Below are 26,489 nucleotides of genomic sequence, written 5' to 3' on the forward strand. Positions count from 1 at the left end.
TGTAGCGGTTTGTTTTTTGCTTATCTTGTAGAATTTACTCTACTTTTAGCTCATTGTTCGCATCTTCTTCCTTAATTTCAGGTTCTTTTTTCGCCGGTTCTATCTTACTGTGATTACTCATAATATCACTTAAAGGGGTCACATCTGCTTCAAACTGTGTCCACTCAGGACGAATGGCATCAAGGTTAACCGTTTCATCTTTAATATCTACCACAGGGAAAGTGCTAGTATAAAAGGCCAATAACGCCTGTCCACGATCGCTGACCAGCCATTCCATAAATCGTAAAGCCTGTCCCACCTCTTCACCCGTATCAACCATACCTATACTAATCGCATTGGTAATCGCCCCTCTGTTAATTTGATTGGGCCACATAAGTCGAATTTGAGTCTGAGGATTGGCTTTGGCATAACCCCAGAACGCATCACTATCTACAATACCCACGTCACAATAGCCTTGCTCCATTCGGCTTAGTACTTCTGCATTGCTGGCCAGAGGGCTGCCCATATTGGTCTGCCAATTGGCAAGAATCTCAGGGGTAAGCTTGGTGCCATTGTAAGACATCATCATTTTAGCTATGGCTTGGTTTTCAGGGCTATAGATATCGGTCATACATAGTCTTCCAAGCCACTTATTTGCCCCTAGACCCGCGTAGTTTACCAATTCGCGTTCATTAACTTTTTCTTTGTTATAAACAATGCTTCGAGCATATTTACCAACACCAAACCACTCCCCATCGGCATCTCGATAGTGCATCGGCACTGCCGAATTAAGGGCTTCTGATCCTATCGGCTGTAAAACATGACTGGCTTTGGCATTAGCTAAGGTGTAGGCACTGTGCATCATTAACATGTCCACACCTTTGGGCAATTTAACATCAAAGTGCAACGGTGGCTCTTCATCAAAGCTAATGGTAAACACACTTTTATCCACGGGTACCCATTCAATCACGATACCTGTTTCTTTGCGATACGCTTCACTAAGCGCGCTTAAGTTTTTGATATCAAGGTCAGTTCCTACCTGAAATCTCTCTTGACTAATTTGCACTTTGTTAGGCGTCTGCTTTTGCTCATCTTTATGGGTATCTGAACACCCCGTTAAGCTTATTGCCGCAAAAACCAATAAAGACAACGTCTTGTTTAAGAAACTGCTATTTAAACTAACCACCTTGAGCATGAAAGGAAACCTATAGGATTTGGATAAGCAAATGAGCTGGGCGAACAGTGACTGTAGAGGATAGAACGAAAATATTATCAGACAAAATTCTGGTTAAAGATAAATCTTGTTAAACACTAAGTATAACCGAAAACGACACTATAAATAACGACCACAAAGCGCATTAACCGCCGCTTCAGTCCGCAAAATTCTTTGACCTATAGTAACCGCCTGACAGCCATGGTCTTGCAATAACCCCACTTCATACTCTATCCAGCCACCTTCTGCCCCTATACATAGGACTTGCGGCAGGCCTGTCTGCTCAATAAATTCATTAAATGATAAGGTGCTATAAGGATGAGTCACCACCATCGTATGACTTGTAGCCCATTGGCTAAGCTCATCTTCAACAAAAGGTTTAAAGCGTTTTTTTAATTGAATTACCGGCGGTATGGTGTCCACGCCTTGTTGTAGACCTTCTTTAATAAACTCGTCAATTCGTGCCAGCATAGGACTTTGCCAATAGCTTTTATCAGTACGATAACTATTTACTAAAATAATCTTACGGACGCCAATAGCAGTCATGTCCATAATCAAACGGCGTAGCACTTTGGGTCTTGGTAAGGCCAAAATCACCGTCAAGTCAAGCTTGATTGGCGGCGGTATATCTAAAGTAATATCGGTCAATTTTAGCTGCGTATCCGACACCGCTTCTATTACCGCTGATCCTAAATTACCTTGCAAACTGCCTACCTTTAAACGATCGCCTGTCTCTAACTCTAACACTTGTTGCACATGTTTAATCTGATTCACTTCAGTAAGAGTTAAACAAGTCTGTCCTTTTTCAATCTCAGGCAGCAGTAAGATATTCACTGTATCTCGCCCTCACCACGTTTACGCACTTTAAAATAATCCAAGTCTACCTCTTCCTCTTTAGGATCGGGAGATGGTGGGGGAAGTTGGCTGGTTTTTAATAGACTCTCTATCATGGCCAACTGCTTTTGCATGGCATCACTTTTGCTGTTAACCAGATCTTGACCCTTTTTACCGGCTTGTTGAGCAAGCTCAGGATGAGTTAACCAATAAATAATACTCTCAGCTAATGTGGTGTTGGCCAAATTTTCAGCAGATTTAGACCCTTTATTTTTGCGACTATTATCTACGGCAGCCACGATGGTCAACGCCCCTACTTCATTTAGGGCTGCCACTACTTCATGACAAGACTGAGTATAGGGTCCCATGATCACAGGTTTGGCCAAACTGGCCACTTCTATCGGATTGTGACCCCCAATATTCACCAAAGAGCCACCCACTAAAGCCACCTGCGCCAATTGATAACAAGCTGTTAGCTCTCCCATAGTGTCCGAAAGATAAACTTGCGTATCCGATTCGATAAGCTGCTCTTGACTCCGTCTGCGATAAATTAAACCCGATTGTTCAAGCAGTGCTGCAACCGCATCAAAGCGTTCGGGATGGCGAGGGACTAAGATCAGTAGCGCATTGGCCAACTTAGACTGTGCTATCAGCTGTTTATGAGCATCAATAGCGGCTTGCTCTTCCCCTTCATGAGTACTGCCCGCTACCCAAATAGGTCTATTTATGGCATCACTATGGGCACTGAATTTGGCTGATAGATTCAAATCATCATCAGTAAGTGCTTCAGAATTTGGCTGAGTTGAACCGGTAGACCACTTTAGAGAATTTGCTCGGCGTATCTTTGCCACTTCAGTGCCCAGATGGCGAAAGCGTTTTGCTGAATCAGCATCTTGCGCAATAATCATACTAATATTGTGCATCATACTTTTGCTGACAGACTCATATTTGGCATAGTTTTCAAATGATTTTTGCGACAGTCTAGCGTTCACTAATACTGAAGGAATGCCTGCCTCCTTCAATACAGACAATATATTGGCCCAAAGTTCAGTTTCTACAAACATGGCTAAATCAGGTTGGGCTTTGTTAACGAACTTTTTAATCACCGCTTTGTCATCGACTGGCACGAAAGTATGAACCATTTGTCTACTAGCGATGGCCTCTGCAAAAATCTGTTCTGTGCGTGCAAAGCCAGTCTGCGTGGTGTTGGTCACCCAAAGCCGTGCCCCTTTCTGTAGCATGACCTTTAACATAGGGGCAATGGTATTGGTCTCTCCCAATGAAACAGCATGACACCATATATTAGCACCGTTCAAAGGCGTCGACTTATCAGATTTTGTAGATTGGGTTAAAGCAAGCTGCGTCACCGGAGGTTCAGGATAGCGGCGCCCATAACGGGCATCTATTTCCTGCTTATAATTAGCAACTGGTATCTCGCCTTTTTTGGCTTTACTATGACGGCGCCACAATACTAGTCTATAGGCAGGCTTTAATAGCTTCATTACCAGTTTATAATACCGAGGTGGCGGTACTACCTCGGTAGATTTTGCAACATTTGATACTGAAGTGTAGGCTGAATTAGAAGCGTTGGCGTCTTTGTTGTCTGGCATAATCAACCTATTGTCACCTTTTAAAGAAAATCAATCTAAAGAAAACCGAGTTAAAGAAAATGACTGCATCCCCTTATTGGGTAAACCATAAAACCCAGCAAGCACATACTTTAAACAGTCCGTATAAAAAATAGCGGCTATTTTACCGCATTTGAATTTTATAAAATAGCAATTGCTATCAATAATTTATCCCCTAAAGTAGGGGGCTGAACAGACGAATGCCCGAATCAAAAAGTCTTTTATAATTCGGCCGGGCCTCCCAATCATTCAACTGTAACATTTCACACTGTGTTAAGTAAGCCTTTTGACAGGCATAGACTTGTTCAACGATACTTGGGGTGTATAAAGCCAAGCTAATTTCCATATTGAGATAAAAGCTACGCATGTCCATATTAACCGTCCCAAACAGACAATAGTCATCATCTATAACAATAGTTTTCGCATGTAATAGTCCCCCTTTAAACAGCGCAATTTTTACCCCCGCCTCCATCAATAAAGCATAGGACGCTTGTGAAGCATGCTGTACAAAAAACGAATCTACTTTTTTGGGCAAAATTAAGGTGACATCTACACCACGTTTGGCGGCCGTGGTTAAAGCTGCCAATAAGGCCTCATCTGGCACAAAATAAGGAGTGGTTATCTGAATGCGACTATCGGCTCTATGAAATATTGTCAGTAACGTGTTGTAAATTACATGCTCGGTGATACGCGGCGCTGAAGGAATAAGCTGTGCCATGACATTGTCAATCACAGGCATGTCTGCAATAGTCTGCAGATAGTGGGGTAAATCATGGTCAACACCCTCTAGGGTTATCTCATAACCAGGGTCTTGTTCTGAGGCTTTAAAGTCATGACCATATTCATCACTAAGATTGAAAGAAGATATCTGTCTGGCCAAATATCCTGATGCTTTACCATTAATATCATTAATTGCGGGCTTAGGACGATAAAGCTTACGGGTATACATGTTTATGTTATTTTCAATACGATAACCTAGCTGTTCTAAGTTACGGGTGCTCTCCGCGCCAATATCAGTCACATTTACCGCAGCCAAAGCGGTGACCACACTGACCGGATTTTCACTTTGAATACGCATGATGAGATCAATCCACTCACCCACTGCTTTGTCTTGTTTAAAAAACTCAGGATCAACTAAGTTAAAGCTACCGGTATAGCCAATATCATCATCTACCACCACAATCTTGCGATGATTACGCAAGTCACTGCGTTTGAATAAGGTTTTAAATAAGCCCACCGGTAACGATTGATGAATAATGACCCCAGCGGCAATTAACCTCTCGTGCCAGTCATCTGTAAAAAAACTAAAACTGCCCACGCTATCGGCCAATATTTGACACTCTACGCCTCTCTCAGCTGCATCAATCAATGCTTGGAACACTTCCTTAACCCGCCCTTTAGGGTAAATAATATAAAACTCCATCAAAATTAAGGTCGAGGCATCATTAATATCCGCTATTAACGAATCAAAAATACTATCGGCAGAAGTTAATAGCTGCATTTGGTGTTTGTCATACACTCCAAAGCCAGTATCAAAGGTACCTATACGGCTTACCCCTTGGTAGCGCTTAGGTAAGGTATCATCTACTTTTGCCAGTTGAATATCTTGACGCTTCGCCACTCCTTGAAGCATTTTCTGAGCTTGGGCGTTACGCAACTTATAACTTTTACCTAGATAAGGCTCTCCGACCAAGATGTAGGCAACTATACTAAAGAAAGGAATGGCAAATAATAAGACCAACCAGGCAATGGCAATGCCAGTGTTGCGCTGTGTCGACAAAATCCGCACAACCATGAACACAGTTAATAACAAGTGAATCGATACCCCCACCCAAGCCCAGTCTCCAGCCGAGATAGATTCTATCGATGCCGTTAACGTCTCTAATTGCTGCATTAGATCGGATTGAGCAGTTAAGACGACTGAAGAGGGAGCAAAGCGACTCATGAGGTATACGACTAATTTGAGGATTAATGTAAAGATAAATAGGAAGGAATAAAAGCTAAACGATAGATTACTCGTTTGCTGTCAAAAATGCCAATAATGCTTTTTCTTTTGGCTGCTGATAACGTTGGGTACGGCCTCGACGTCCTAGTTTATAGCTTTCTATAAACTGCTTATCTAAAAAGCTATTGATGATTTTAGGGTGAATGTATGAGGCACGGCACACACTTGGGGTATTGCCTAGATTTGCTGCCACTTCTTTTACCATATTAACCACCAACTGCTGCCGTTCATTGCTATCGGCTGCGCTATCAAGTACAGTCTGATCTGCATGTTGATACAAATAATCAGCGGCTAAAACTGACGCCATCCACGTTCTAAAGTCTTTCGCACTATATTCCTCACCCGTATGCTCACGTAGATACTCATTGATATCTTCGCTCTCTATAATCTGTTTATTACCCGCCTCATCGATGTATTTAAAAATGCGATAGCCGGGTAAGTCTGAACAGGCTGTGACGATGTCTATCAGACGCTCATCTTGCAACTCTATGTGATGTTCTTTGGCACTTTTTCCCACGAAATCAAAAGCCAACCCCTCCTCAGTTTCAGTCACATGCTTACTTCTTAAGGTGCTCAAACCATAGCTTTTGTTTTCTTTAGCATACCTGTCGTTACCAATACGAATTAGCGTGGTTTCTAGCAATTTAACCACTGCAGCTAACACATTTTCGCGGCTAAGCATCTCGGACTCAAGGTCTTGTTCAATCTGAGCACGCAGGTTGGGTAGCTTTCTACCAAAACCAATCATTGCATCGAACTTGGCCTCATCTCGGACTTTATTCCACTGCTCATGATATAGATACTGCTTACGCCCTTTTTCATCGCGTCCCGTACACTGCAAGTGACCGTTCTCATACTCGCATATCCACACCTCTGACCACATTGGTGGAATGGCCAACGCGTCAAAACGTTGACGCAGCTTTTTGTCTTTAACCGTATTACCTTCAATATCTCGATAACTAAACCCTTTACCACAACGCTTTCGTGAGTAGCCAGGCACATCATCACTGACGTAACGCAATTTAGCTTGCTTAGCGAGTGCTTCATAGTCATGTCGAATATCACTATCACAAACGACAGATTTTGAACGGCTCTTTGATTGATTCATTTGACTCATTACTGCCCCTGTAACTAAAAAATATGACTGAAATATTTATATGCTATGTGATCGTTATTTTAAAGATACTGAGCGTACTAACACAGAGGAACCGCTTAGTAGAACTGTTAATCCATGTAATTTCATTTTTGGTGGGTTGATATTTGCTTAGGCTGTAAAGGTCAAATCAGACGCTAAACAAAAAAGGCCATCCCTTTACTAGGAACAGCCTTCAAAAACTCATCAAAAGTTTTAATCATTAATAAGGTCAATTTAGACAGCAATCTTTGTACTGTCTTCCGCCCCTATTAAATCATTCTGATAGCGCCGTCTAAACGAATGACTTCCGCATTTAGATAAGCATTCTCAATAATATGAGCCACTAATTTCGCAAACTCTGATGGCTCACCTAAACGTTTAGGATAAGGCACACTGGCTTTCAATTCTTCTTGTGCTTTTTCAGGAAGACCTGCCATCATAGGTGTGGCAAAAATACCTGGGGCGATAGTCATAACGCGAATACCATGACGTGTTAGCTCACGGGCAAGTGGTAGCATCATACCAACCACACCTGCCTTAGAGGAACTATAACTGCCTTGACCAACTTGACCATCAAAAGCTGCAATTGAGGCAGTGTTAATAATAATACCGCGGTCTTCATTTTTAGCACCACCATCAGCCGCCACACGCTTAGCGATACTGGCCGCAACCAAGCGAGCCACGTTAAAACTACCCACTAAGTTGATTTGAACCCCTTTACTAAACTTATCTAAATCCGCTGGATTATTGTCACGATCAAGTAGCTTCTGCACAATGGCAACACCGGCACAGTTAATGCTACCTGCCAGACCGCCAAACTCTTTTTCAGCTGTCTCTACCGCAGCTTGTACCTGCTCACCGCTGGTCACATCACAGCGTACAAAACGGACCGCATCACCAAGCTCTTTGGCCAGCGCCTCACCCGTCTCTTCATTTAGATCAGCAATGACCACATTCGCACCACGTGCCACTAATTCTCTTGTGGTTGCTTCACCAAGTCCTGATGCACCGCCGGTAACGATAAAAGTTTGCGATTCGGTTTTCATATAATATCCTTATAATATATTAAGTTAACACATAGACAGCCATTGACTGGCCGCTTTTCTATAGTTTTTACAAACTAAATTTAGTTAAAAAGCTGATTTTAAAATGGGTGACTTTAAAGTTGCTAGCTTTGGAGTTAGTAATTTTGAGTTCAATAACTTTGAATTTGGCAAAACCGTCTTGGATCATGCCGCGTAAGTCTTTGATTCAAATAGACCCTTTTGACCATGCCAGCCTAGCTTTCCTAATAATATACTTTATTGACGCAATAAAAAACGCTGAATTTTACCACTGGGCGTTTTCGGTAACGACTCGACAAATTCGACAAAACGTGGGTAGGCATGGGCAGACAGTCTTTTGTGAACCAATGACTTAATCTCACTGACCAATTCTTCGGTACCAACGACCCCTGGCTTTAGTACCACGAAAGACTTGATCACTTCACCCCGTAGTTCATCGGGCACGCCAACAGCCGCAGACTCGGCAACGGCATCATGTTCCATCACACAGTTTTCAACATCGGTTGGGCCAATACGGTAGCCTGCACTGATAATAATATCGTCATCACGCCCTGCAAACCAGAACGTACCATCTTCATGACGCTCAACCACATCCCCAGTGAGATAGTAATCATCAAAAAACGCTTGTTTTTCATTCCAGCTATAGCCTCTAAAATAAAAGGCGGGGGACTCACTAACCACTACTGCCAATTGACCTTGAATCCCATCCATCACAGGCCGCAAATCTGCATCTAGCACAACTAACTTGTGCCCGGGCATTGGCACACCCATACTACCCGTCGGTACATCATGTGATAGTGCATGGTGCATACAGCAGGTCATGCCGGTCTCTGTCTGTCCATATTGATCAAATACAGCACAGCCTAGATTTTGTTGCACCCAGCTCACGACTTCAGTATTTAGAGTCTCGCCAGCAGAATTGGCAACGCGAAGCGACAACTTATCTGCCACATTATCAAACACCCCGCTCGACTTCATCATTCTAAAGGCAGTGGGCGATGAAGCAAGATTAGTGATTTTATGACGTACTAAAAAGTCAAAAGTATTTTGCGCATCAAACCCTGCTTCGTTGAAGTGTGTTGTCGCACCCATTAATAAAGGACCAGTGATGGCATAATAAAGACCATAGGCCCAGCCAGGATCCGCCATGTTCCAATAATTGTCTGTCTCACGTAAATCAATGGCATAACGCATATACAAATAAAACGTGGACAATGCTGCAAGAGGTACGCTCACTCCCTTTGACTTACCGACAGTGCCTGAAGTAAACATCTGTAAAAAAGGCGCCTCTGCTTCTAAATTAACGGGCTCAAACTCAGTATCGAACTGGCTTGCCTCATTGAAATTCGCGTCTGCATAATCGCTAGTAACGCCCTCTTCTTTAATGATCAATACCATCTGTGGCAAGTTGGCAATATCATCAAACTTTGCCCGATTCTCTAAATTGGTAAATACTACTTTAGTATCCGCTTTGTCCAATCTATATTCGATAGATTCAACGCCAAAGGCAGTGAACAATGGCTGATAAATAGCCCCAATACGCCAAGTAGCCAATACCACGATCAACAACTCTGGTGTGCGCGGTAGCATAGTGGCTACTCTATCACCAGGCTTCACCCCAAAATTGTGCAACATATGCGCCACTTGAGCACTTTTCTCTGTCAGCTCACGGTACGTTAGCTTAGTCACTTGCTGTTGCGTATCTTCATGCACCAAAGCTATCTTGTCACCTAGGCCATTACGTACATGTCGGCCACAGCAAGCATTGTAGGCATTCAGCGCATCTTGAGAATGGTCTTGGTAGATGTCTTGCATCAGCTTGGCTTGAGTAAACTGCTGATAGAAATCGAGATAGTCTGGGATAAGGGTTGGATTATCGATAGTATGTGACATAAGCGCTACTCCTTTAGCGGGCTACAATGATAGATAACAAATTGAGCTATCCTCACAGCCCAATTTTTTCGCATTAACTTCCTGTTAATACTCTCTATTAATAGCTGATTTTTCTCAATATATCAATACATTTTGTATCGATTTATAAAATCCGTACCTAAAAAAAGCAGCAATGAAATAATCACTGCTGCTTTCAACCAAGCATTATTTAAGCCACCAACATATAGAGGGCATATAGAGATTAAATGCTTAGGCTATTTACCATAAGTACAAAGATAGGCGGTTTCGACCTCAACTTTAACTTGGAACTTTTGGTTGGCTTCAATGGTAAAGCTTTGACCCGCCTCGTAAGTTTCAAAGTCATCGCTACCGGGTAGCTTAACCGTTAACGCACCGCTTACCACAGTCATGGTTTCGAACTCACTGGTACCAAATTCATACTCACCAATTTCCATAACGCCAACGGTGGCTGGCTTAGTAGACGTCTGAAAAGCGATTGAAGTTACTTTATTGTCAAAATATTGATTTACACTTGGCATAATATGTTCCTAATGATTTATGTTGTTGATGATTAGAGAGTTAATACCAAACCCCCTGCATTAGCAGTCAAATAGTTTGGAGCGGATTGGCTTTCTATAGTTAACTGGTTTTATAGCAGGCTCATGACTATGATGAGCTCATTATCATACACCAGTTATAATAAGGTATTTATCATAACCAATGGATACTAACACTAAAATTGTCAATAGATAAAGTTGTGATTAATGACCCTATTGTTCTAATTACTGTTGTGTCCAATCCATTTTACGCAGACTTTGCTTGGTCTGACGTCGGCTATTTCTATGTACCGCTTTTACGTTATCCTCTTGGTGTACCCCACCCTTTTTAAGCAAAGGGTTAAAAGCCAACGGATTACGGGGTTTTAGAACTTGAGAGGGCCGATTTAAGCCAGTGGTGTTGTCATCTGCTTGTTTGCGCATCTCAAGCTCACGTTCTAAGCGTTTTGCTTGTTTTAACGTTTGTTTTAAGCTCATTTTATATTCCTAAATTACAGATTATTCTAAGATTTCGGGGGTTGCAGCGTGCCTAAGGTAGGCGTCATCGACCTTAAATAAATCAATAAGGTCTTGCTCTACATTTGTTAGCACTATTAGCCTTTAACGCAAATTACCTGCTTCAGCGTGTGCACCACCTCTACCAAGTCTTTTTGGTTGGCCATGACCTCATCAATGTCTTTATATGCCCCAGGGATTTCATCAATAACCCCTTTATCTATACGGCATTCAACGCCTTGAGTCTGTGCTCTTAAATGCTCAATGGTAAAGGTTTTAGCCGCTTTGGTACGGCTCATCTTACGACCTGCTCCGTGTGAGCAAGAGCAAAAAGATTCCTCATTACCCAAACCGCGTACGATAAAAGACTTAGCCCCCATTGAGCCAGGAATAATACCCAGCTCATCTTTATAAGCACTAATGGCGCCTTTACGGGTCACATAGACACTTTCGCCAAAATGCACCTCTTGTTCCACATAATTATGATGACAGTTAATGGCTTCTTTAGTCAGCGTAAATGGTGGTAAACCTGCTTGCTTAGACTGCATCGCATCTAGCACCAAACGCATCATTTCCCTACGATTTTGTACCGCATAATCCTGTGCCCACTGCACTGCTTCGACATAATCCTCAAAGCTTGTAGATCCTTCAGCAAAATACGATAAGTCTTTATCAGGAACATGACCAAAACGAGACTGATGCTCTTTTTTGGCAAGATTAATAAAGTAGCGACCAATACAGTTACCAATACCGCGACTGCCAGAGTGCAGCATCACCCACACCTCATTATTTTCATCGAGACAAACTTCGATAAAATGGTTACCACCGCCCAGCGTGCCTAACTGCTTGGCCCAGGTTTGGTCGAAACTCTTAAGCATTTTTAGCAGCCCAGGGTGTTTGTCGGTAATCCGCTTTAGTCGTTTACCCAGTGGATCAAGTGTAGAAGCTTTCGCCGTAATTTGGTTGTGCATATTAAACCCAACCGGTACTTGCTGCTCTATCGCTGTACGTACGCGGCGCAAACTGTCTGGCAACTCACTGGCAGTTAGCGACAAACGAACCGCATTCATACCACAGCCGATATCGACCCCTACCGCTGCTGGAATAATGGCTGACTTGGTTGGAATGACACTACCTACCGTAGCACCTTTGCCCAAATGCACATCAGGCATCACCGCAATGTGCGAGTGCACAAATTCAAGCTTTGCCATATTGCGTAACTGCTCAATTGCTTCTGGCGCGATGTCTTTGGTGTATACCTTAACCGGAACACCGTGTTTTTCATTTTCATTCAAAATTAGCTGTATGCCCATTTTGTCTTACCTTAATTTTTATTAGTTTTATTGAGCTTATGCCCGCTTTTTGAGTCATGCATTTATTCATTTGATATAGAAAGTGAAAGCACAAACTTACTTATATTGGTTTGCTTATTGCAAATAGAAAGATGCAAGACAGAGAAATGCAAAATAGAGAAATAGGAGTGAGGACTGTGTTAAATGACAAACGCATAAAAGCCCATTAACCTAAAGTCAATGAGTGTCAAAAATACGAAAGCAGGGGAAGTTTGAAGTGACGCTTAGGGTCAGAACTAGAGGGAAAAGCTTAGTTAAATTGAGCTTGGTCTAACCTGAGCGAAGTCATCATAAACATCGTATTGCTTTGCATTATCTTGAACACAGTCTTTTTAGACAATGACATGTTGAATCCTCCGTAGGTTGTGGCTCATATGCAGTTTGCGCTGCTATAAAGCAAGTGATTGGATAATAAAGTAGACAAATTATACGGGGCTAATAGACAAACATCAACTTTTGCACTATTAACCCTCCATTATCATTAGATTGAGCGGGTTAAATTTAGCTGTTAATTAGTTTTTAATTAGCTTAGCGTGTAGCCAGAATCCTGCTAACATTGCCACCACAAACAGCATAGATTCACTATAACCCGCTAATGCAGTCACTAGGGCTGGAGCAGGACAAAATCCAAGTATCCCCCAACCTACCCCAAATATTAGACTGCCAATGACCAGTTGAGGGGTAATTTTGGTCGCCGTGGGTAGCTCATAGCCCTCATGATTTAAAGCTTTTTTGCCTTCACTTTTGCGAGATTTCACATAGAAAAATACAGGCATAGCCAGTGCAATACCGCCACCCATAACCAAGCCCAATGAGGGGTCCCAATTGTGAAATATACGCAAAAACCCAAGTACTTTTTCAGGGTTGACCATCTGCGAGACAATCAGTCCAATGGCAAAGATAATGCCAGATAAAAAACTGAAAATTAGAGTTAATCGATTGTTAGTCATTATAGTAGGCTCGATGTAAAAATTAGGAATCAAAAGATTAGATTGACCAGTACGGCTTATAGGCAATGTCTATATTGAATGTTCATATTCAATGTTTATGATTGCAGCATCGCAAAAATAGTCGCTGTGGCAATACCACTCGATAAAAATAAAATCGTAGCGATGATGGAACGAGAAGACAGTCGCGAAATACCGCAGATACCATGCCCACTCGTACATCCAGACCCCAATCTAGTACCAAAGCCTACCAACAAACCGGCCACAATAATCTTCCAAATAGGCTGACCCATTTCAATCTCAGGAAAGCCAAACACCAAAGCATAGACCCAAGTTGCTACTGCCATGCCTATCACGAAGACCAACTGCCAACTGAGTTTTGGCAACTGTACAATTGAGCTTTTTAATATCCCGCTCATCCCCATAATATGGCCACTACCCACTATTAATACTGCTGCGGCCAGTCCTATTATTAGACCACCTACTAGGGCGCTCCAAGGGGTGAAACTTGCCACATCAATCCAAGCGTACATAACTACTCCTAACATTTAATATATATTTTTTACGCATCTACGCATCAGGTTGTTGGCATAGGTCTATTAGAATAACCTCTGATAGCTACTACTAAGTTAGTTATCAGGACACCCCTAATCTATCAAAACTTACCGCTAAAGCTATTGGTCGGTGGCACAAAAACGCTGATACAAGACTTGCATAACTGCCAGCGCATCTTCACTGGCGATACTATAAAAAATTTGTCTGCCTTCTCGTCTGGTATTCACTAGCCCATTTTCACGCAATACGCCGAGCTGCTGAGACAAACTTGGCTGTTTAATGCCGGTTGACTGCTCTAAATCACGGACACAAGCTTCAGATTCAACGAGCTGACAAAGCAACAGTAAACGGTCAGCATGGGACAGTGACTTAAGCAGAGCTGATGCTTTAGAGGCAGAGGCCTTTAAAGCCTCTACGTCGATACTTTGTAAATGTAAGGTGTCAGTAGACATTGTTGTAACATCCTTCGTTTTGTTATGGAGGCTTATTATATACAACAAATCTAGCTTACACATAAATATATTATATAATTTTGTATATTATTATTGCATAAGTATATGCCGTTTGGCTATATCTGACATAAAAATAATTTAACAATAAAAAAGACCAATCATTTTTGATTGGTCTTTTTTCGAATCTCTTAAATAATATTATCTGGCTAATACCAGCTCATTAATATTATTTGTCTACAAAGTACCTGCCAGCTGATAGCTATCTCCCGCGTGCCACATATCTACATAGGTCACTACACGCCCCGAAGAGTAGGTTTGCCGACTTAATAATAAAGAAGGGGCACCAACTTTTATCGAGAGTGCTTTTGCCACTTCTTTTGGAGCAGCAATCGCTCTAATAGTATAGTTCCCACCCTGTAAAGGCGCTTGTTCGATTAGATATTCGCTAGTATTAATTTTAGTGAAATCCTTTTCGATAAAGTTTGGAACTAGTGAAGCATCCACCCAGCGCTCTTCAAACTGTATAGGTTTACCATCGGCAATATGAATTATTTTAACCTCATCAATTAGGTCACTTTTTTGACGTTGAAATAAGCTATTTTCTAAAGGTGTACTTTCTTCAATCATTGCACTGGTTAATAGCTGTAAAATTCTTGGGCTAACTTTACTAGCGGCCACTCTACGTTGACTGATTACCTGAGCAACATACTGCTTCCCCATAGCCTTAATGTCAGCAGCAATGTTTCGCACCTCTACTACAGTATGATTATATTTTTGTTGAGCAACAAAAGTACCTGATCCTTGTCTGCGTTGTAACACACGCTCTTCACTGAGCTCCTTTAAAGCTCGATTAACGGTCATGCGTGAAACACCAAATTTATCTGCTAATTCAAACTCAGTCGGAATAGCCTCCCCTGCTTGCCATATTCCAGAATGAATGCTTTCTAAAATACTGTCTTTAATGCGTTGATAGGCTGGCTTGGGCTTCGGTTGATTCGTTTTAATTTTTGACATGGTATGTGACTTATCTATTAGATAGAACAAAATATGAGGAGCAATACAATTGATTTAATAACCTAGCTATCCATTTTGTACTATTACGTTGTGAGCCTAAATAATAGCAAAAACAGTCATTATAGAATATTTGTACTCAATACTATCATCCTTAATTAACATTAAACTAAATCGTAATAACCATAATCCATTCTATCAAAAACAACTAAAAATTTAGTTCATCATATCTATTACTGGAACAAGTTCCAAAAAATATAAGCTTTGAAATAAATACAGAGCATTACAACGCCCACGTTTAAAAAATAAAAAATCCTTGCATCAATATTTTTTTCTTGATAATTTGTATATACAAATAATTTATCGTATTTTGATTTCCTTTCAAATCAAAACTCAAATTCTAAAGGACTAGACATGACAAACTCTAAATTCACTCGCACAGACACCAGTCGCCATATCGCCTCTCCTACAGGAACTGACTTATCCTGCAAAAGTTGGTTAACTGAAGCACCCTTTCGTATGCTACAAAATAACTTACATCCCGACGTGGCAGAGAACCCTCAAAGCTTAGTCGTTTATGGTGGCATCGGTCGTGCCGCCCGTAACTGGGAATGTTACGATCAACTTTTAGAATCATTAAAAGAGTTAGAGGATGATCAAACCTTATTAGTGCAATCAGGGAAACCGGTCGGCGTTTTTCAAACTCATGAAGATGCCCCACGCGTTTTAATTGCGAATTCAAACCTAGTGCCTAAATGGGCGACATGGGAGCATTTTAATGAATTAGACCGTAAAGACTTATTTATGTATGGGCAAATGACTGCTGGTAGTTGGATTTATATAGGTACTCAAGGCATTGTCCAAGGTACCTATGAAACTTTTGCTGAAGCAGGTCGTCAGCATTATGACGGTGACTGGACCGGCCGTTGGATTTTGACAGCAGGCCTAGGAGGTATGGGCGGCGCTCAGCCTCTAGCAGCCACATTTGCCGGTGCAGTCTCTTTAAATATTGAGTGCCAACAAAGTAGCATTGATTTTCGTCTACGTACCGGCTATGTCGATATGCAGGCCAAAGACTTAGATGAGGCATATGATTTAATTAAAAAACACACTGCAGCAGGTGATGCGCTGTCTATCGCCCTATTAGGCAATGCTGCTGAGATTTTGCCAGAAATGGTTAAACGTGCTCAGGCCGGTGAAATTAAACCTGATTTAGTTACTGACCAAACTTCTGCTCATGATCTGATTAACGGATATCTGCCAGCAGGCTGGAGTGTTGATGAGTGGAAAGCAGCTGCTGCCGATGCGACACAACACGAAAAACTGGCTAAAGCCGCTGCAGAGTCTTGTGCCGTACATGTACAAGCCATGTTGGATTTTCAAGAGATGGGAATTCCAGCAACGGACTACGGTAACAACATTCGTCAAGTGGCCTTTGATGAAGGCGTAAAAGATGCCTTTAACTTCCCAGGCTTCGTGCCTGCCTATGTCCGTCCCCTGTTCTGTCAAGGCAAAGGACCGTTCCGCTGGGTAGCTTTATCAGGTGATCCAGAAGACATCTACAAAACCGATCAAAAAATCAAAGAGCTGTTCCCAGACAATACCCATGTACACAACTGGTTGGATATGGCTAATGAGCGTATCAAATTCCAAGGTCTGCCTGCGCGTATCTGCTGGCTTGGCTTAGGGGAACGCGACAAAGCTGGTCTAGCCTTTAACGAGATGGTGAAAAATGGCGAGTTAAAAGGCCCAATCGTTATTGGCCGTGACCACCTAGATACCGGCTCTGTGGCTAGCCCGAACCGTGAGACTGAAAGTATGAAAGATGGTACGGATGCAGTATCGGACTGGGCACTCTTAAATGGTATGTTAAACGTGGCCGGTGGCGCAACGTGGGTATCGCTGCATCATGGCGGCGGTGTAGGTATGGGTTATTCTCAGCATTCGGGCATGGTGATTGTGGCTGATGGTACCGACGCGGCAGCCAAGCGTCTGGCTCGTGTACTGGTTAATGATTGTGGCTCAGGGGTGATGCGCCATGCCGATGCGGGCTATGAGTTAGCTATTAAGACAGCTAAAGAGTATGGTTTGAACTTGCCTATGATTAAATAGCTTGTTTCACCCCATTATGGAAAGCTCCTTCAAGCAAGCTTAATTTGCCTACCCAAAATAGGCAAGTTAAGCCATTGGTTCAATAACTGGGTCTCATTAGGCATTAATTAACTAACTGACTCTATTCAACAGACCATTTAGTTAGCTCAATAAAGCTTAACCTATTCCCACAGACAAGGATTTGTCATCATGGAAATCGATAACAAGATCGAAATACTTACGGTAGATCAGCAAGAATTACAGCCAAGCGCGTCAATCAACCCCGGTTCACTGTTGTCTCGATCACGCGGCATCTTTCAGCTGGTTATTTTTAGCATTATTGGTATCACCACGTTTTTTATACCGTTTACCATTAATGATAAAAGTACCATTTTATTTGATCATGCCGCCTCTTATTTGGTCAATGACTTACACACTTTGGCAGTTGGACTTTTATTTATTTTGATGGCTTACGGCTCTATTAAGCCGATTGTCACAGGTAAATATAAGGAAAGCTTTACCCATGCCGTTTTAAGCTTTGCTAAGGTAGTTGGATTGATATTGGCAGCTTTATATGTATTTGGTATGGCCCCAGACGTTATCATGGAAAAAGATATGATGCCGTTTTTGTTCGAAAAACTTGCTTTACCCGTGGGTATGATTGTACCCATTGGTGCCTTAATTTTAGCCTCACTCATTGGCTTTGGATTGCTTGAAATGATTGGGGTGCTCATGCAGCCGATTATGAGACCTATTTGGCGCACTCCAGGCACATCAGCCATTGATGCGGTAGCCTCTTTTGTAGGCAGCTACTCTATTGGTCTGCTCATCACTAACCGCGTCTATCTTCAAGGTCATTACTCTACTCGGGAAGCCATTATTATTGCCACTGGCTTTTCCACCGTGTCAGCAGCATTTATGGTAATTGTAGCGAAAACTTTGGGTTTAATGGAGCTTTGGAATTTCTTTTTTTGGTCCACACTAATCATTACTTTTATCGTCACAGCCATTACTGCCCGCATTCCGCCCATTAGCTTGGAACGTAACGATGACGCTGACCCTGCAGCGCAGGCCTTAGCTGATATTAAAGAAAACCGCTTGGGTGCAGCCTTCGAGTTAGGTATTGAAACCTCAAGACGCTCAAATAATTTACCAAAAATATTCTGGTCTAATTTTAAAGATGGCTTAGAGATGGCCGCTGCCATCGTACCCTCTATTATCGCTGTCGGGTTGGCTGGTCTGCTATTGGACAAATATACTCCAGTGTTTGAAATCCTAGGCTTAGTGTTGTATCCATTTACCTTGATTGGCGGCTTAGCCGATCCTCTACTTGCGGCCAAAGGTATGTCGGCCGGATTAGCTGAGATGTTCTTGCCCGCTTTACTGCTTAGCGAGGCCGATTTCGTGACCCGTTATGTGGCTGGTGTGGTATCTATTAGTAGCGTGCTATTTTTCTCCGCTATGATTCCTTGTATTCTAGCGACAAAAATTCCATTGTCTATTCCAAAAATGCTAATTATTTGGCTACAAAGAACCGTTCTAAGTATTTTATTAGCCTCTGCCCTAGCTCATATAGCTATTGCCGCAGGCTGGATAGGTTGAACTTAATAAAACACTAATAACAATAATGGTCTAGGCTCCAAAAAATTACTTAGGCCGAGTTTTAATCTGCTAATAAGCTTAGCTCTGACAATTTAAAAACGATACCAAATAAAACTTCGTATTAAACAAATTATATAAATCATTAATAAAGGACTTTCTCATGTCTTCTAATCAAACCCTTAGTCTTACTCCACGTAAGCTTACCTTTGCTCAGCTACGTCAAGTGTATGACACCCCAGTACAGGTGAGTTTGGTTGACTCTGCTTATCAAGATATCGACGCCTCGCATGACTGTGTAAAAGAGATTATTGCCCGTGACAAAAGTGCTTATGGTATTAACACCGGCTTTGGACTACTGGCAAAGACCCGTATTAGCGATGATCAACTGGGTTTATTGCAATACAACTTAATTGTGTCTCACTCTGTCGGTACTGGCGAACGCTTAGAAGATGGCGTGGTCCGTCTTATTATGGTGATGAAAGTCGCGAGCTTGGCTCAAGGGGTCTCAGGAGTACGCCGTGAAGTAATTGATGGTTTAATTAGCTTAATCAACCACAATATCATCCCACACATTCCTGCCAAAGGCTCTGTGGGAGCGTCTGGCGACTTAGCACCTTTATCGCACATGACATTAACACTACTAGGTCAAGGCACTGCTTATGTTAACGGCCAAGAGCTTGATGCAAAAGAGGCATTGGCACAAGCAGGACTTGAGCCTGTTACTTTAGCTGCCAAAGAAGGCTTAGCCTTAATTAATGGTACTCAAGTGTCAACAGCGCTTACTTTACGTGGTTACTTCTTAGCTCGTGATTTGGTTGCGACAGCGACTGTGGTAGGTGCCTTGTCGGTAGATGCTGCTCGCGGCTCTGACTCTCCTTTTGATGCGCGTATCCATGAAGTGCGCGGTCATCATGGCCAAATTCAAATTGCTAAGGCGCACCGCAGCTTAATTGCCGGCAGTGACATCCGCGCTTCGCACACCGAAAACGATGACCGTGTCCAAGACCCTTACTGCCTACGCTGTCAGCCGCAAGTGGTGGGTGCCTGCCTTGATATTATTAACCAAGCCGGTAACACCTTACTTATTGAGGCCAACGCGGTAACCGACAACCCACTTATCTTTAGAAATGAAGATGGACCTGTTGCTATCTCTGGCGGTAACTTCCATGCTGAGCCAGTTGCTTTTGCTGCAGATACTTTAGCCTTGGCCATTGCTGAGATCGGCTCTATGTCTGAGCGCCGAGTTGCCTTGCTTATCGATGCGACATTAAATGGTGGACTCCCTCCATTCTTAGTTGCTAACCCGGGAGTTAACTCAGGCTTTATGATTGCTCATGTTACTGCAGCTGCTCTAGCGTCAGAGAACAAATCATTGGCGCATCCTGCTAGCGTGGATAGCATTCCCACTTCTGCCAACCAAGAAGATCATGTATCTATGGCCACCTTTGCCGGCCGCCGTCTTTATGATATGGCGCAAAACACAGCTACTATCGTTGGTATTGAGCTGTTGGCTGCTGGGCAAGGTATCGACTTCCATAAACAACTACGCACCTCAAAACCCTTAGTCAAAGCGCACCAGCTATTACGTGAAAAAGTCGCTTTTTATGACAAAGATCGCTATTTGGCCCCAGACATAGAGGCAGCCAAACAGTTGGTACTGACTGCTGCGTTAAATAAACATTGGTCTGAACTTCGAGCGGATTGGTTTTTGCAAGACTAACGCTAACTAGACTAATCCCTATATTGAACCAAACCTTAACCTTTACGAGTGCTAATTATGTCAATGTCATCCTTTTTGATGGATAACCCTAAAATTGGTGTCGAACACATTCCTTTTGATGCCAGCCTCTGGACAGGTCGATACGAGCCGGATGAGTCAGAACGAGCACTATATTGGTATCAGCTGGTTCGAGCGCGCACTCCCTTTAACGCACAAAATGGTTTTATTCAGTCGCACCACCACCATAATCAGCCAAACTCAAAAGTCACCTTAGTGGGTTTTGCCTGCGATCAAGGAGTACGCCGCAACTTGGGTCGTGTCGGTGCTAGGCATGCCCCACCCGCCATTCGTCAAACCTTTGCGAAACTTCCGATTCCCTCTGCGCTACAGAACAATTTTGATAAAGCAGACTATGACAAGTTCTTGGCGGATGTTGGTGATATTGTCTGTTATGACAATGATAGCTTAATACCTGAAATACTTGAGCAAACTCAAGCTCAATATAGTAAACAAGTAGCAGGTATTATCAGTCAAGACAGCTTGGCTATTGGTCTAGGAGGTGGTCATGCCATTGCCTATGCTAGCTATATGGGGCTTTGGCAGGCATTAAATAATAAATCCGACTTAAACGATATCAATGCCACAGTTTCGAGTGCCCCAAAGATTGGTATTATTAATTTCGATGCCCATTTAGACATTCGTAATGCTCCTAAAGGCACTTCTGGCACTCCATTTCGACAGATAGCTGAGCACAACCGATCTCAAGGTCAGCCATTCCATTACTGTGCCATTGGTATCAGTCAATTTTCTAACACCACCGCTTTGTTCGACAGAGCCAATGAGTTGGGAATTACCATTATTACTGATGATTCGTGTGCTCGCAGTAGCTGGGAGTGTATCGTGAGACAGCTACATCAATTTATTGAAGAAGTAGATGTATTGTATGTCACTATGGATATGGATGCCTTCCCAGCCAGCATCGTACCTGGTGTGAGCGCTCCTGCAGCTAAAGGCATTTCTATCGACTTTGCTGAACGCTGTCTTGAAGTTATCTTTGCCAGTGGTAAAGTAAAAATGGCCGATTTTGCTGAAATTAATCCCACATATGATATTGATGGGCGCAGCTGCAAGGTCACTGCCCGCTTTTTAGCACTAATGATTCAACATCATTTATTATTGCAAGCGTAAGAATCTCATTAGTCTGTAAATAGCCCGATAAAATTTATACCAAACTCACCAATAAACTTGGAGTCGGTTATGACATCCTCAATAATCAAAGACTTTCCTGAAGATTTTGACACCCTGATTTTACACGCCAATATTGCGACCTTCTCCGAACAATATGGCTTTGATAGAGCATTGGCTGTGGCCAACTCAAAACCTAAAAACGATACAAAATATCACAGCCCTTACGGTCAAATTATAGACGCAGCATTGACTATTAAGGATGGCAAAATCAGCTGGATTGGCGACACTCAAAGTGCCTTAAATAGTCCGGTCTATCACAATGCTATTATGCAGGCAGATGCCGATGACAAAATTATTTATGCCAATCGTCAATGGTTATTGCCAGGTCTTATCGACTGCCACACTCATCTAGTGTATGGCGGTAATCGTAGTGATGAGTTCGAAGCACGTCTGCAAGGTATTAGCTACAAAGAGATTGCTGAAAACGGTGGTGGTATCGTCGCCACAGTAACGGCAACACGAGAAGCGGATTTTGATGAGCTATATGCACAAACCGAACGCCGTCTGCAAGCGCTATTGGCTGAAGGCGTCACCACTATTGAAATTAAATCTGGCTATGGTTTAGATTTAGAAACTGAACGTAAAATGCTACAAGTGGCTCGCCAACTAGGTAAAGATTACAATATTACGGTAAAAACCACTTATCTTGCTGCCCACGCTCTACCAACCGAGTATAAAGATAAAAAAAATGGCTCAGATGAGTATATCGATGCGGTATGTGAGTGGCTGCCCATTTTGCACAGTGAAGACTTAATTGATGCAGTTGATGGCTTTTGTGAAAACATCGGCTTTAATAAAGAACAAATGACCAAAGTGTTTAATACAGCAAAAGGATTGGGCCTACCAGTGAAACTGCATGCTGAGCAGTTAAGCGATATGGATGGCAGCGGTTTAGTTGCGGACTATAATGGTCTATCCTCTGATCATTTAGAATATCTATCAGAAAAAAACATCATAAAAATGGCCGATCAGGATGTGGTTGCTGTCTTGTTGCCAGGTGCCTTTTATACCTTAAAAGAAACCCAATTACCGCCAATGGAAGCACTCTATAAGCACAATGTGGCCATCGCCTTATCTACTGACTGTAACCCTGGCACCTCACCACTTACCTCTTTATTAATGACGTTAAATATGGGCTGTACTCTATTTAGCCTAACCCCTGAGCAAGCTTTAGCTGGTATTACTACCCATGCGTCTAAAGCATTAGGCATTGAGGATAAAGGCCGTATTGAAGTGGGTCTGCAGGCTGACTTAACCCTCTGGAACATCGAGCGTCCTGCAGATTTAGCCTACCAAATGGGCTTAAACCCACTACAAATGGTTTGGGTTAATGGCCATCTTCGCTCTCAGGTTAGCGTTAACCGTTAGCAATTAACAACTAAATCTAACCGGTTTAAATTTTACCTATAAAAAAATCTCGCTAATTTAGCGAGATTTTTTATGGTCAGCTTTTTATTCTTTATTACTGCTTTTTGCTAACCCATAAATGAACTAAAGCCATTAAGCAACATTTGTACTGAAATTGAGATTAGGATCATCCCCATTAAACGCTCAATCGCTTTTAAGCCACGGTTGCCCAAAATTTTGTAAAGTTTGGTCGAGAAAAATAGAATGATTGCAGAGACCAACCACGCCAATAACAAAGCAATCAAGGCTTTTGGAATACTTTCAGGGTTTTTTTCAGTCAATAAAATTAATGTGGCCAAAATAGAGGGGCCCGCAATCAGCGGAATGGCCAATGGCACAATAAACGGCTCACCATCTCCATCTTCTTCATCACTCATCACCCCACCTCGGGTTGGGAAAATCATACGGATGGCAATAATCATCATCACTAAGCCACCGCCAATAGCAACCGCTTCTGTGCTTAAACCTAAGGTGTGCAGGATACTGCCACCAGCAAATAAAAACAGAATCATTAACAGTAGCGCAATCAGCAACTCTCTGATAATAATGAACCGACGTCTCTCTTCCGGCACTTTATCCAAAACAGACAGGAAAATAGGAATATTTCCCAAAGGATCCATAATTAAAAACAAAGTGAGTGCTGTTGCATAGATTTCCATAAAGCTCCTTAAGATAAGATTTTCATTTATTTTTATTTTTAAAGACAGCGATAATAACAAAAAAATAGCCGCCGATTATAACCGTACTTTTCTAATTTGGTAGAAATAATAACCACATTTCAGTATTGATAACGTTGTAGCATTTATAGCTTTTTAATATTTATAGCTTTTTAATATTTATAGCTTTTTAATATTTATAGCTTTTTAATATTCATAGCTTTTTAGTATTTATAGCATCTCAGTGTTTATAGTGTCTTAGTATTTATGGACGATTAAACAAACTACCTACCGCTAACTTTAATATTCCAATTAAGAATTTTTAACGCTCATTACTTCATATTTCACTGGCTACTGCCCTTAGCACTACCTATGCTAACATCCTTAATCCAACAAATAACACTCAACGAAAATGGATTTAATTGAGTTGAATGACTTTTGTCTCATAAATTTCTTTGCCAAGGAAAGGCAGGTTATCTAGGGGTTTATTAATGCATTTTTTATTTGATAGAGCAGAAAAGCTTCCTGAAAATGCATCACTTGTTGACTTACTACGTTCGCTAATTGGCGGAACGTTGGGGATATTTATCTTATTACTGTTAAGTGAATATAGCGGCAATAAGTTGATTATGGCTCCGTTTGGCGCAACGTGTGTTTTACTGTTTGCTGTTTCTCACTCCCCTTTGGCAAAACCTCGTAATGTTATCTTTGGTCATCTTGTCGCTGCATTCGTTGGCTTGGTTATTTTGAAATATGTGGGGGTTTCAGCTTTTACTACTGCATTGGGGGTTGGCGTGTCTATTTTTTTGATGCATCTGTTCAAATGCATTCATCCCCCTGCTGGGGCAACGACTCTAGTCGTGTTGCTAACTGCCAATGAAATGACCTATGACTGGGATTTTTTGCTAGTACCGGTCCTAGCGGGTTCTTTAGCGTTGATTGCAGTAGCGTTGGTCGTCAACAATATCAAACCTAATGAAAAGTGGCCGGCTTACTGGTTTGCCTTGGTCAAATCTCGTATCGAAGACCACATCGAGCATCATATTGACTCTCACTTTACTGAAAATCAAATACAATCTCAAAACCGAGTCCAAACTGAAGACCGCTCTAACGAGTCGATACAGTCAACACAGTAAGTTGGCCATGTTTTACAGGGCGTGGCCAGTCACGAGCTTGACTAGGTACGTCCTGCCCTTGGGCAATCATTTTCACCGTGGTAATCCAGCCAGCATGACCCACCACTAAAACTGCACTTTCTTTTGCAACATAACTATCGCTTGAAACAGCATTATTGATTAAAGAGCTTTTAATTAAAGAGCTTTTAATTAAAGAGTTATTGATTAAAGAGCTATTAGCTAAAACAGCTTGTTGTTGATTGAGCTCAGACAACCAGTCAGTGGCTCTGGCAAACAACTGAGTCAGACTTTCACCCCCTTCAGGTGCAAATTGGGCAAAGTTATCACACCATGCATCAATCTCAGCTTTGCTAATTTGATGCCAGTATCTTTTCTCCCATACCCCAAAATGCGTTTCCATCAAGCGTCTGTCGACTAAGCATTGAAAGCCCAATTTTTGTAGCTGCTCACCCACATGACGACACCGCGACAAAGGGCTGACCCAAATAACTTTCGGCAACTTATGTAGTTTTACATAATGGTTAATTCGATGGGCCAGACGCTTTATTTTTCTAGCATCAACCGCCACCTCAGTTTGACCAAAGCAAAGCCCTTGCACATTGTTAGGCTTTGGGTGACGCCACAGGTATAGGTCCATAATCTATCAGCTTAATATGACAACTTGTTTTGGTAAGGCATCTTTACTGCTATCGACAGTCATACTGATTATTAAAAAGAGCCAGAAAAGTTAACTGCCAAGCCTGCGTAAATAGCAATTTCAGTCAGTTGCTGAGTGGCTCCTAGCCCATCGCCGGTATAGCCTGCTAAACGTCGTTTCAACAGACGGTACATATAATACACGCCCATCAAAGCGAACGCTGCTACCAAGAGCCATTGCACCATTGTAATCTGCCGCATTGCCTCAGGTAACAGCAATAGTAGCAGTGCCAATACTCCTATTACCCAAAGACTACTGGCCAACCACTCTCGTCCACTCATCTGCTGGGCCATAGGCTTAGCTTTGGCATGTTCAATCTCGCCGCCATAAGGCAGCACCACAATCAAACCTATACATAATAAGCGTGAACTACAATGAGCGACAATCAGTGCTACCACTGCGGTCATCACGGGCATAGAGGACAAAAGACTTATCTTAAGTAGTAGAGCGCAAGCCAAGCCCAATGTACCATAAGTACCAATTCTAGAATCTTTCATGATGGTCAAGGTACGCTCGCGGGTTAAGCCGCCACCCAAACCATCACAGGTATCTGCCAATCCATCTTCATGAAACGCTCCCGTCAGCTTAATACCGAAAGCGGTACTCACCACAGTAGCTACCAAGGGGTTGAAGGCTAGGGTTGCCAACCAATATACCAAAGCACACAGCACACCCACCAATATCCCTACTGCTGGAAAGTGACGACTGCTTTGGTGCAACCACTGCGGCTGATATTGATTTAACTGTATTGGTATCCGAGTTAAAAACTGAGTGGCAACCAATACCAGTCGCAGTTCATGCTTAATCGACAT

At 42.3% G+C, this 26,489-nt stretch carries 22 protein-coding genes and 1 pseudogene; 6 read left to right on the plus strand and 17 right to left on the minus strand.

Features of this window, described 5'->3' with window-relative positions; all coding sequences use genetic code 11:
* Nucleotides 1-34: 34 nt before the first annotated feature.
* The 14 genes from LK453_RS12935 to LK453_RS13000 all read right to left on the minus strand — a co-directional run bounded on the left by LK453_RS12935 (nt 35) and on the right by LK453_RS13000 (nt 15,123).
* Entirely contained in the window at nt 35-1,174 is a 1,140-nt protein-coding gene (locus LK453_RS12935; protein ID WP_201537428.1) for an extracellular solute-binding protein, read from the minus strand.
* A gap of 138 nt (nt 1,175-1,312) precedes the next feature.
* Nucleotides 1,313-2,026, minus strand: coding sequence for a 16S rRNA (uracil(1498)-N(3))-methyltransferase (locus LK453_RS12940; RefSeq protein WP_201541722.1), 714 nt, complete (start codon nt 2,024-2,026; stop codon nt 1,313-1,315).
* Entirely contained in the window at nt 2,023-3,636 is a 1,614-nt protein-coding gene (locus LK453_RS12945; RefSeq protein WP_201537432.1) for a 3-deoxy-D-manno-octulosonic acid transferase, read from the minus strand. The genes LK453_RS12940 and LK453_RS12945 overlap by 4 nt, the downstream gene beginning before the upstream one ends.
* Before the next feature lie 193 nt (nt 3,637-3,829).
* Nucleotides 3,830-5,599, minus strand: coding sequence for a phospholipase D-like domain-containing protein (locus tag LK453_RS12950; RefSeq protein ID WP_201537434.1), 1,770 nt, complete (start codon nt 5,597-5,599; stop codon nt 3,830-3,832).
* Between the two features lie 67 nt (nt 5,600-5,666).
* A complete protein-coding gene (locus LK453_RS12955) occupies nt 5,667-6,767 on the minus strand; it encodes a DNA topoisomerase IB (protein ID WP_227674388.1) in 1,101 nt (366 codons plus the stop codon).
* A gap of 296 nt (nt 6,768-7,063) precedes the next feature.
* Nucleotides 7,064-7,840, minus strand: coding sequence for an SDR family NAD(P)-dependent oxidoreductase (locus LK453_RS12960; protein WP_007393834.1), 777 nt, complete (start codon nt 7,838-7,840; stop codon nt 7,064-7,066).
* Between the two features lie 255 nt (nt 7,841-8,095).
* The gene (locus LK453_RS12965) at nt 8,096-9,751 is read right to left on the minus strand and encodes an AMP-binding protein (RefSeq protein WP_201537438.1); all 1,656 of its coding nucleotides are present in this window, start codon (nt 9,749-9,751) and stop codon (nt 8,096-8,098) included.
* 254 nt (nt 9,752-10,005) lie between these two features.
* Nucleotides 10,006-10,290 (minus strand): pyrimidine/purine nucleoside phosphorylase, encoded by a 285-nt coding sequence (ppnP, locus tag LK453_RS12970; RefSeq protein ID WP_007393837.1) that lies wholly within the window; start codon nt 10,288-10,290, stop codon nt 10,006-10,008.
* Between the two features lie 243 nt (nt 10,291-10,533).
* The gene (locus tag LK453_RS12975) at nt 10,534-10,785 is read right to left on the minus strand and encodes a hypothetical protein (RefSeq protein ID WP_007393838.1); all 252 of its coding nucleotides are present in this window, start codon (nt 10,783-10,785) and stop codon (nt 10,534-10,536) included.
* 116 nt (nt 10,786-10,901) lie between these two features.
* On the minus strand, nt 10,902-12,116 hold the full coding sequence (locus LK453_RS12980) for an RtcB family protein (RefSeq protein WP_007393839.1): 1,215 nt from the start codon (nt 12,114-12,116) through the stop codon (nt 10,902-10,904).
* A 551-nt stretch (nt 12,117-12,667) separates the two neighbouring features.
* The gene (locus tag LK453_RS12985; RefSeq protein WP_201537050.1) at nt 12,668-13,105 is read right to left on the minus strand and encodes a DUF6691 family protein; all 438 of its coding nucleotides are present in this window, start codon (nt 13,103-13,105) and stop codon (nt 12,668-12,670) included.
* Nucleotides 13,106-13,200: 95 nt separating this feature from the next.
* The gene (locus tag LK453_RS12990) at nt 13,201-13,635 is read right to left on the minus strand and encodes a YeeE/YedE family protein (protein ID WP_201537047.1); all 435 of its coding nucleotides are present in this window, start codon (nt 13,633-13,635) and stop codon (nt 13,201-13,203) included.
* A gap of 141 nt (nt 13,636-13,776) precedes the next feature.
* On the minus strand, nt 13,777-14,109 hold the full coding sequence (locus tag LK453_RS12995; RefSeq protein ID WP_044297958.1) for an ArsR/SmtB family transcription factor: 333 nt from the start codon (nt 14,107-14,109) through the stop codon (nt 13,777-13,779).
* A 234-nt stretch (nt 14,110-14,343) separates the two neighbouring features.
* The gene (locus LK453_RS13000) at nt 14,344-15,123 is read right to left on the minus strand and encodes a UTRA domain-containing protein (protein ID WP_007393843.1); all 780 of its coding nucleotides are present in this window, start codon (nt 15,121-15,123) and stop codon (nt 14,344-14,346) included.
* Between the two features lie 411 nt (nt 15,124-15,534).
* On the opposite strand from LK453_RS13000, the gene hutU reads away from it, so the two are divergent.
* The 5 genes from hutU to hutI all read left to right on the plus strand — a co-directional run bounded on the left by hutU (nt 15,535) and on the right by hutI (nt 23,149).
* Nucleotides 15,535-17,232, plus strand: coding sequence for a urocanate hydratase (gene hutU, locus LK453_RS13005; protein WP_201537044.1), 1,698 nt, complete (start codon nt 15,535-15,537; stop codon nt 17,230-17,232).
* Between the two features lie 189 nt (nt 17,233-17,421).
* Nucleotides 17,422-18,813, plus strand: a complete 1,392-nt coding sequence (locus tag LK453_RS13010; protein WP_201527758.1) for a YjiH family protein — start codon at nt 17,422-17,424, stop codon at nt 18,811-18,813.
* A 160-nt stretch (nt 18,814-18,973) separates the two neighbouring features.
* Nucleotides 18,974-20,533: a histidine ammonia-lyase gene (gene hutH / locus LK453_RS13015; protein WP_201537041.1), complete on the plus strand. Its 1,560-nt coding sequence runs from the start codon at nt 18,974-18,976 to the stop codon at nt 20,531-20,533.
* Nucleotides 20,534-20,590: 57 nt separating this feature from the next.
* Nucleotides 20,591-21,721, plus strand: coding sequence for a formimidoylglutamase (gene hutG, locus LK453_RS13020; protein WP_227674387.1), 1,131 nt, complete (start codon nt 20,591-20,593; stop codon nt 21,719-21,721).
* Between the two features lie 69 nt (nt 21,722-21,790).
* Nucleotides 21,791-23,149 (plus strand): imidazolonepropionase, encoded by a 1,359-nt coding sequence (gene hutI, locus LK453_RS13025; protein WP_201537038.1) that lies wholly within the window; start codon nt 21,791-21,793, stop codon nt 23,147-23,149.
* A 107-nt stretch (nt 23,150-23,256) separates the two neighbouring features.
* Here the strand turns inward: hutI and LK453_RS13030 are convergent, their stop codons facing one another.
* Nucleotides 23,257-23,847, minus strand: coding sequence for a YhgN family NAAT transporter (locus tag LK453_RS13030; protein WP_007393849.1), 591 nt, complete (start codon nt 23,845-23,847; stop codon nt 23,257-23,259).
* Between the two features lie 488 nt (nt 23,848-24,335).
* On the opposite strand from LK453_RS13030, the pseudogene LK453_RS13035 reads away from it, so the two are divergent.
* Nucleotides 24,336-24,863 (plus strand): annotated as a pseudogene (locus LK453_RS13035) (HPP family protein); the annotation flags it as partial.
* Nucleotides 24,864-24,951: 88 nt separating this feature from the next.
* On the opposite strand, the gene LK453_RS13040 reads toward LK453_RS13035, so the two are convergent.
* Together LK453_RS13040 and cobS are read right to left on the minus strand one after the other, a co-directional pair.
* The gene (locus LK453_RS13040; RefSeq protein WP_201537035.1) at nt 24,952-25,617 is read right to left on the minus strand and encodes a histidine phosphatase family protein; all 666 of its coding nucleotides are present in this window, start codon (nt 25,615-25,617) and stop codon (nt 24,952-24,954) included.
* Between the two features lie 71 nt (nt 25,618-25,688).
* Nucleotides 25,689-26,489 carry an adenosylcobinamide-GDP ribazoletransferase gene (cobS, locus tag LK453_RS13045; RefSeq protein WP_201537032.1) on the minus strand — a complete coding sequence of 267 codons (801 nt, stop codon included), beginning with the start codon at nt 26,487-26,489 and terminating at the stop codon, nt 25,689-25,691.

It is taken from the genome of Psychrobacter sanguinis (assembly GCF_020736705.1).
GTDB lineage: Bacteria > Pseudomonadota > Gammaproteobacteria > Pseudomonadales > Moraxellaceae > Psychrobacter > Psychrobacter sanguinis.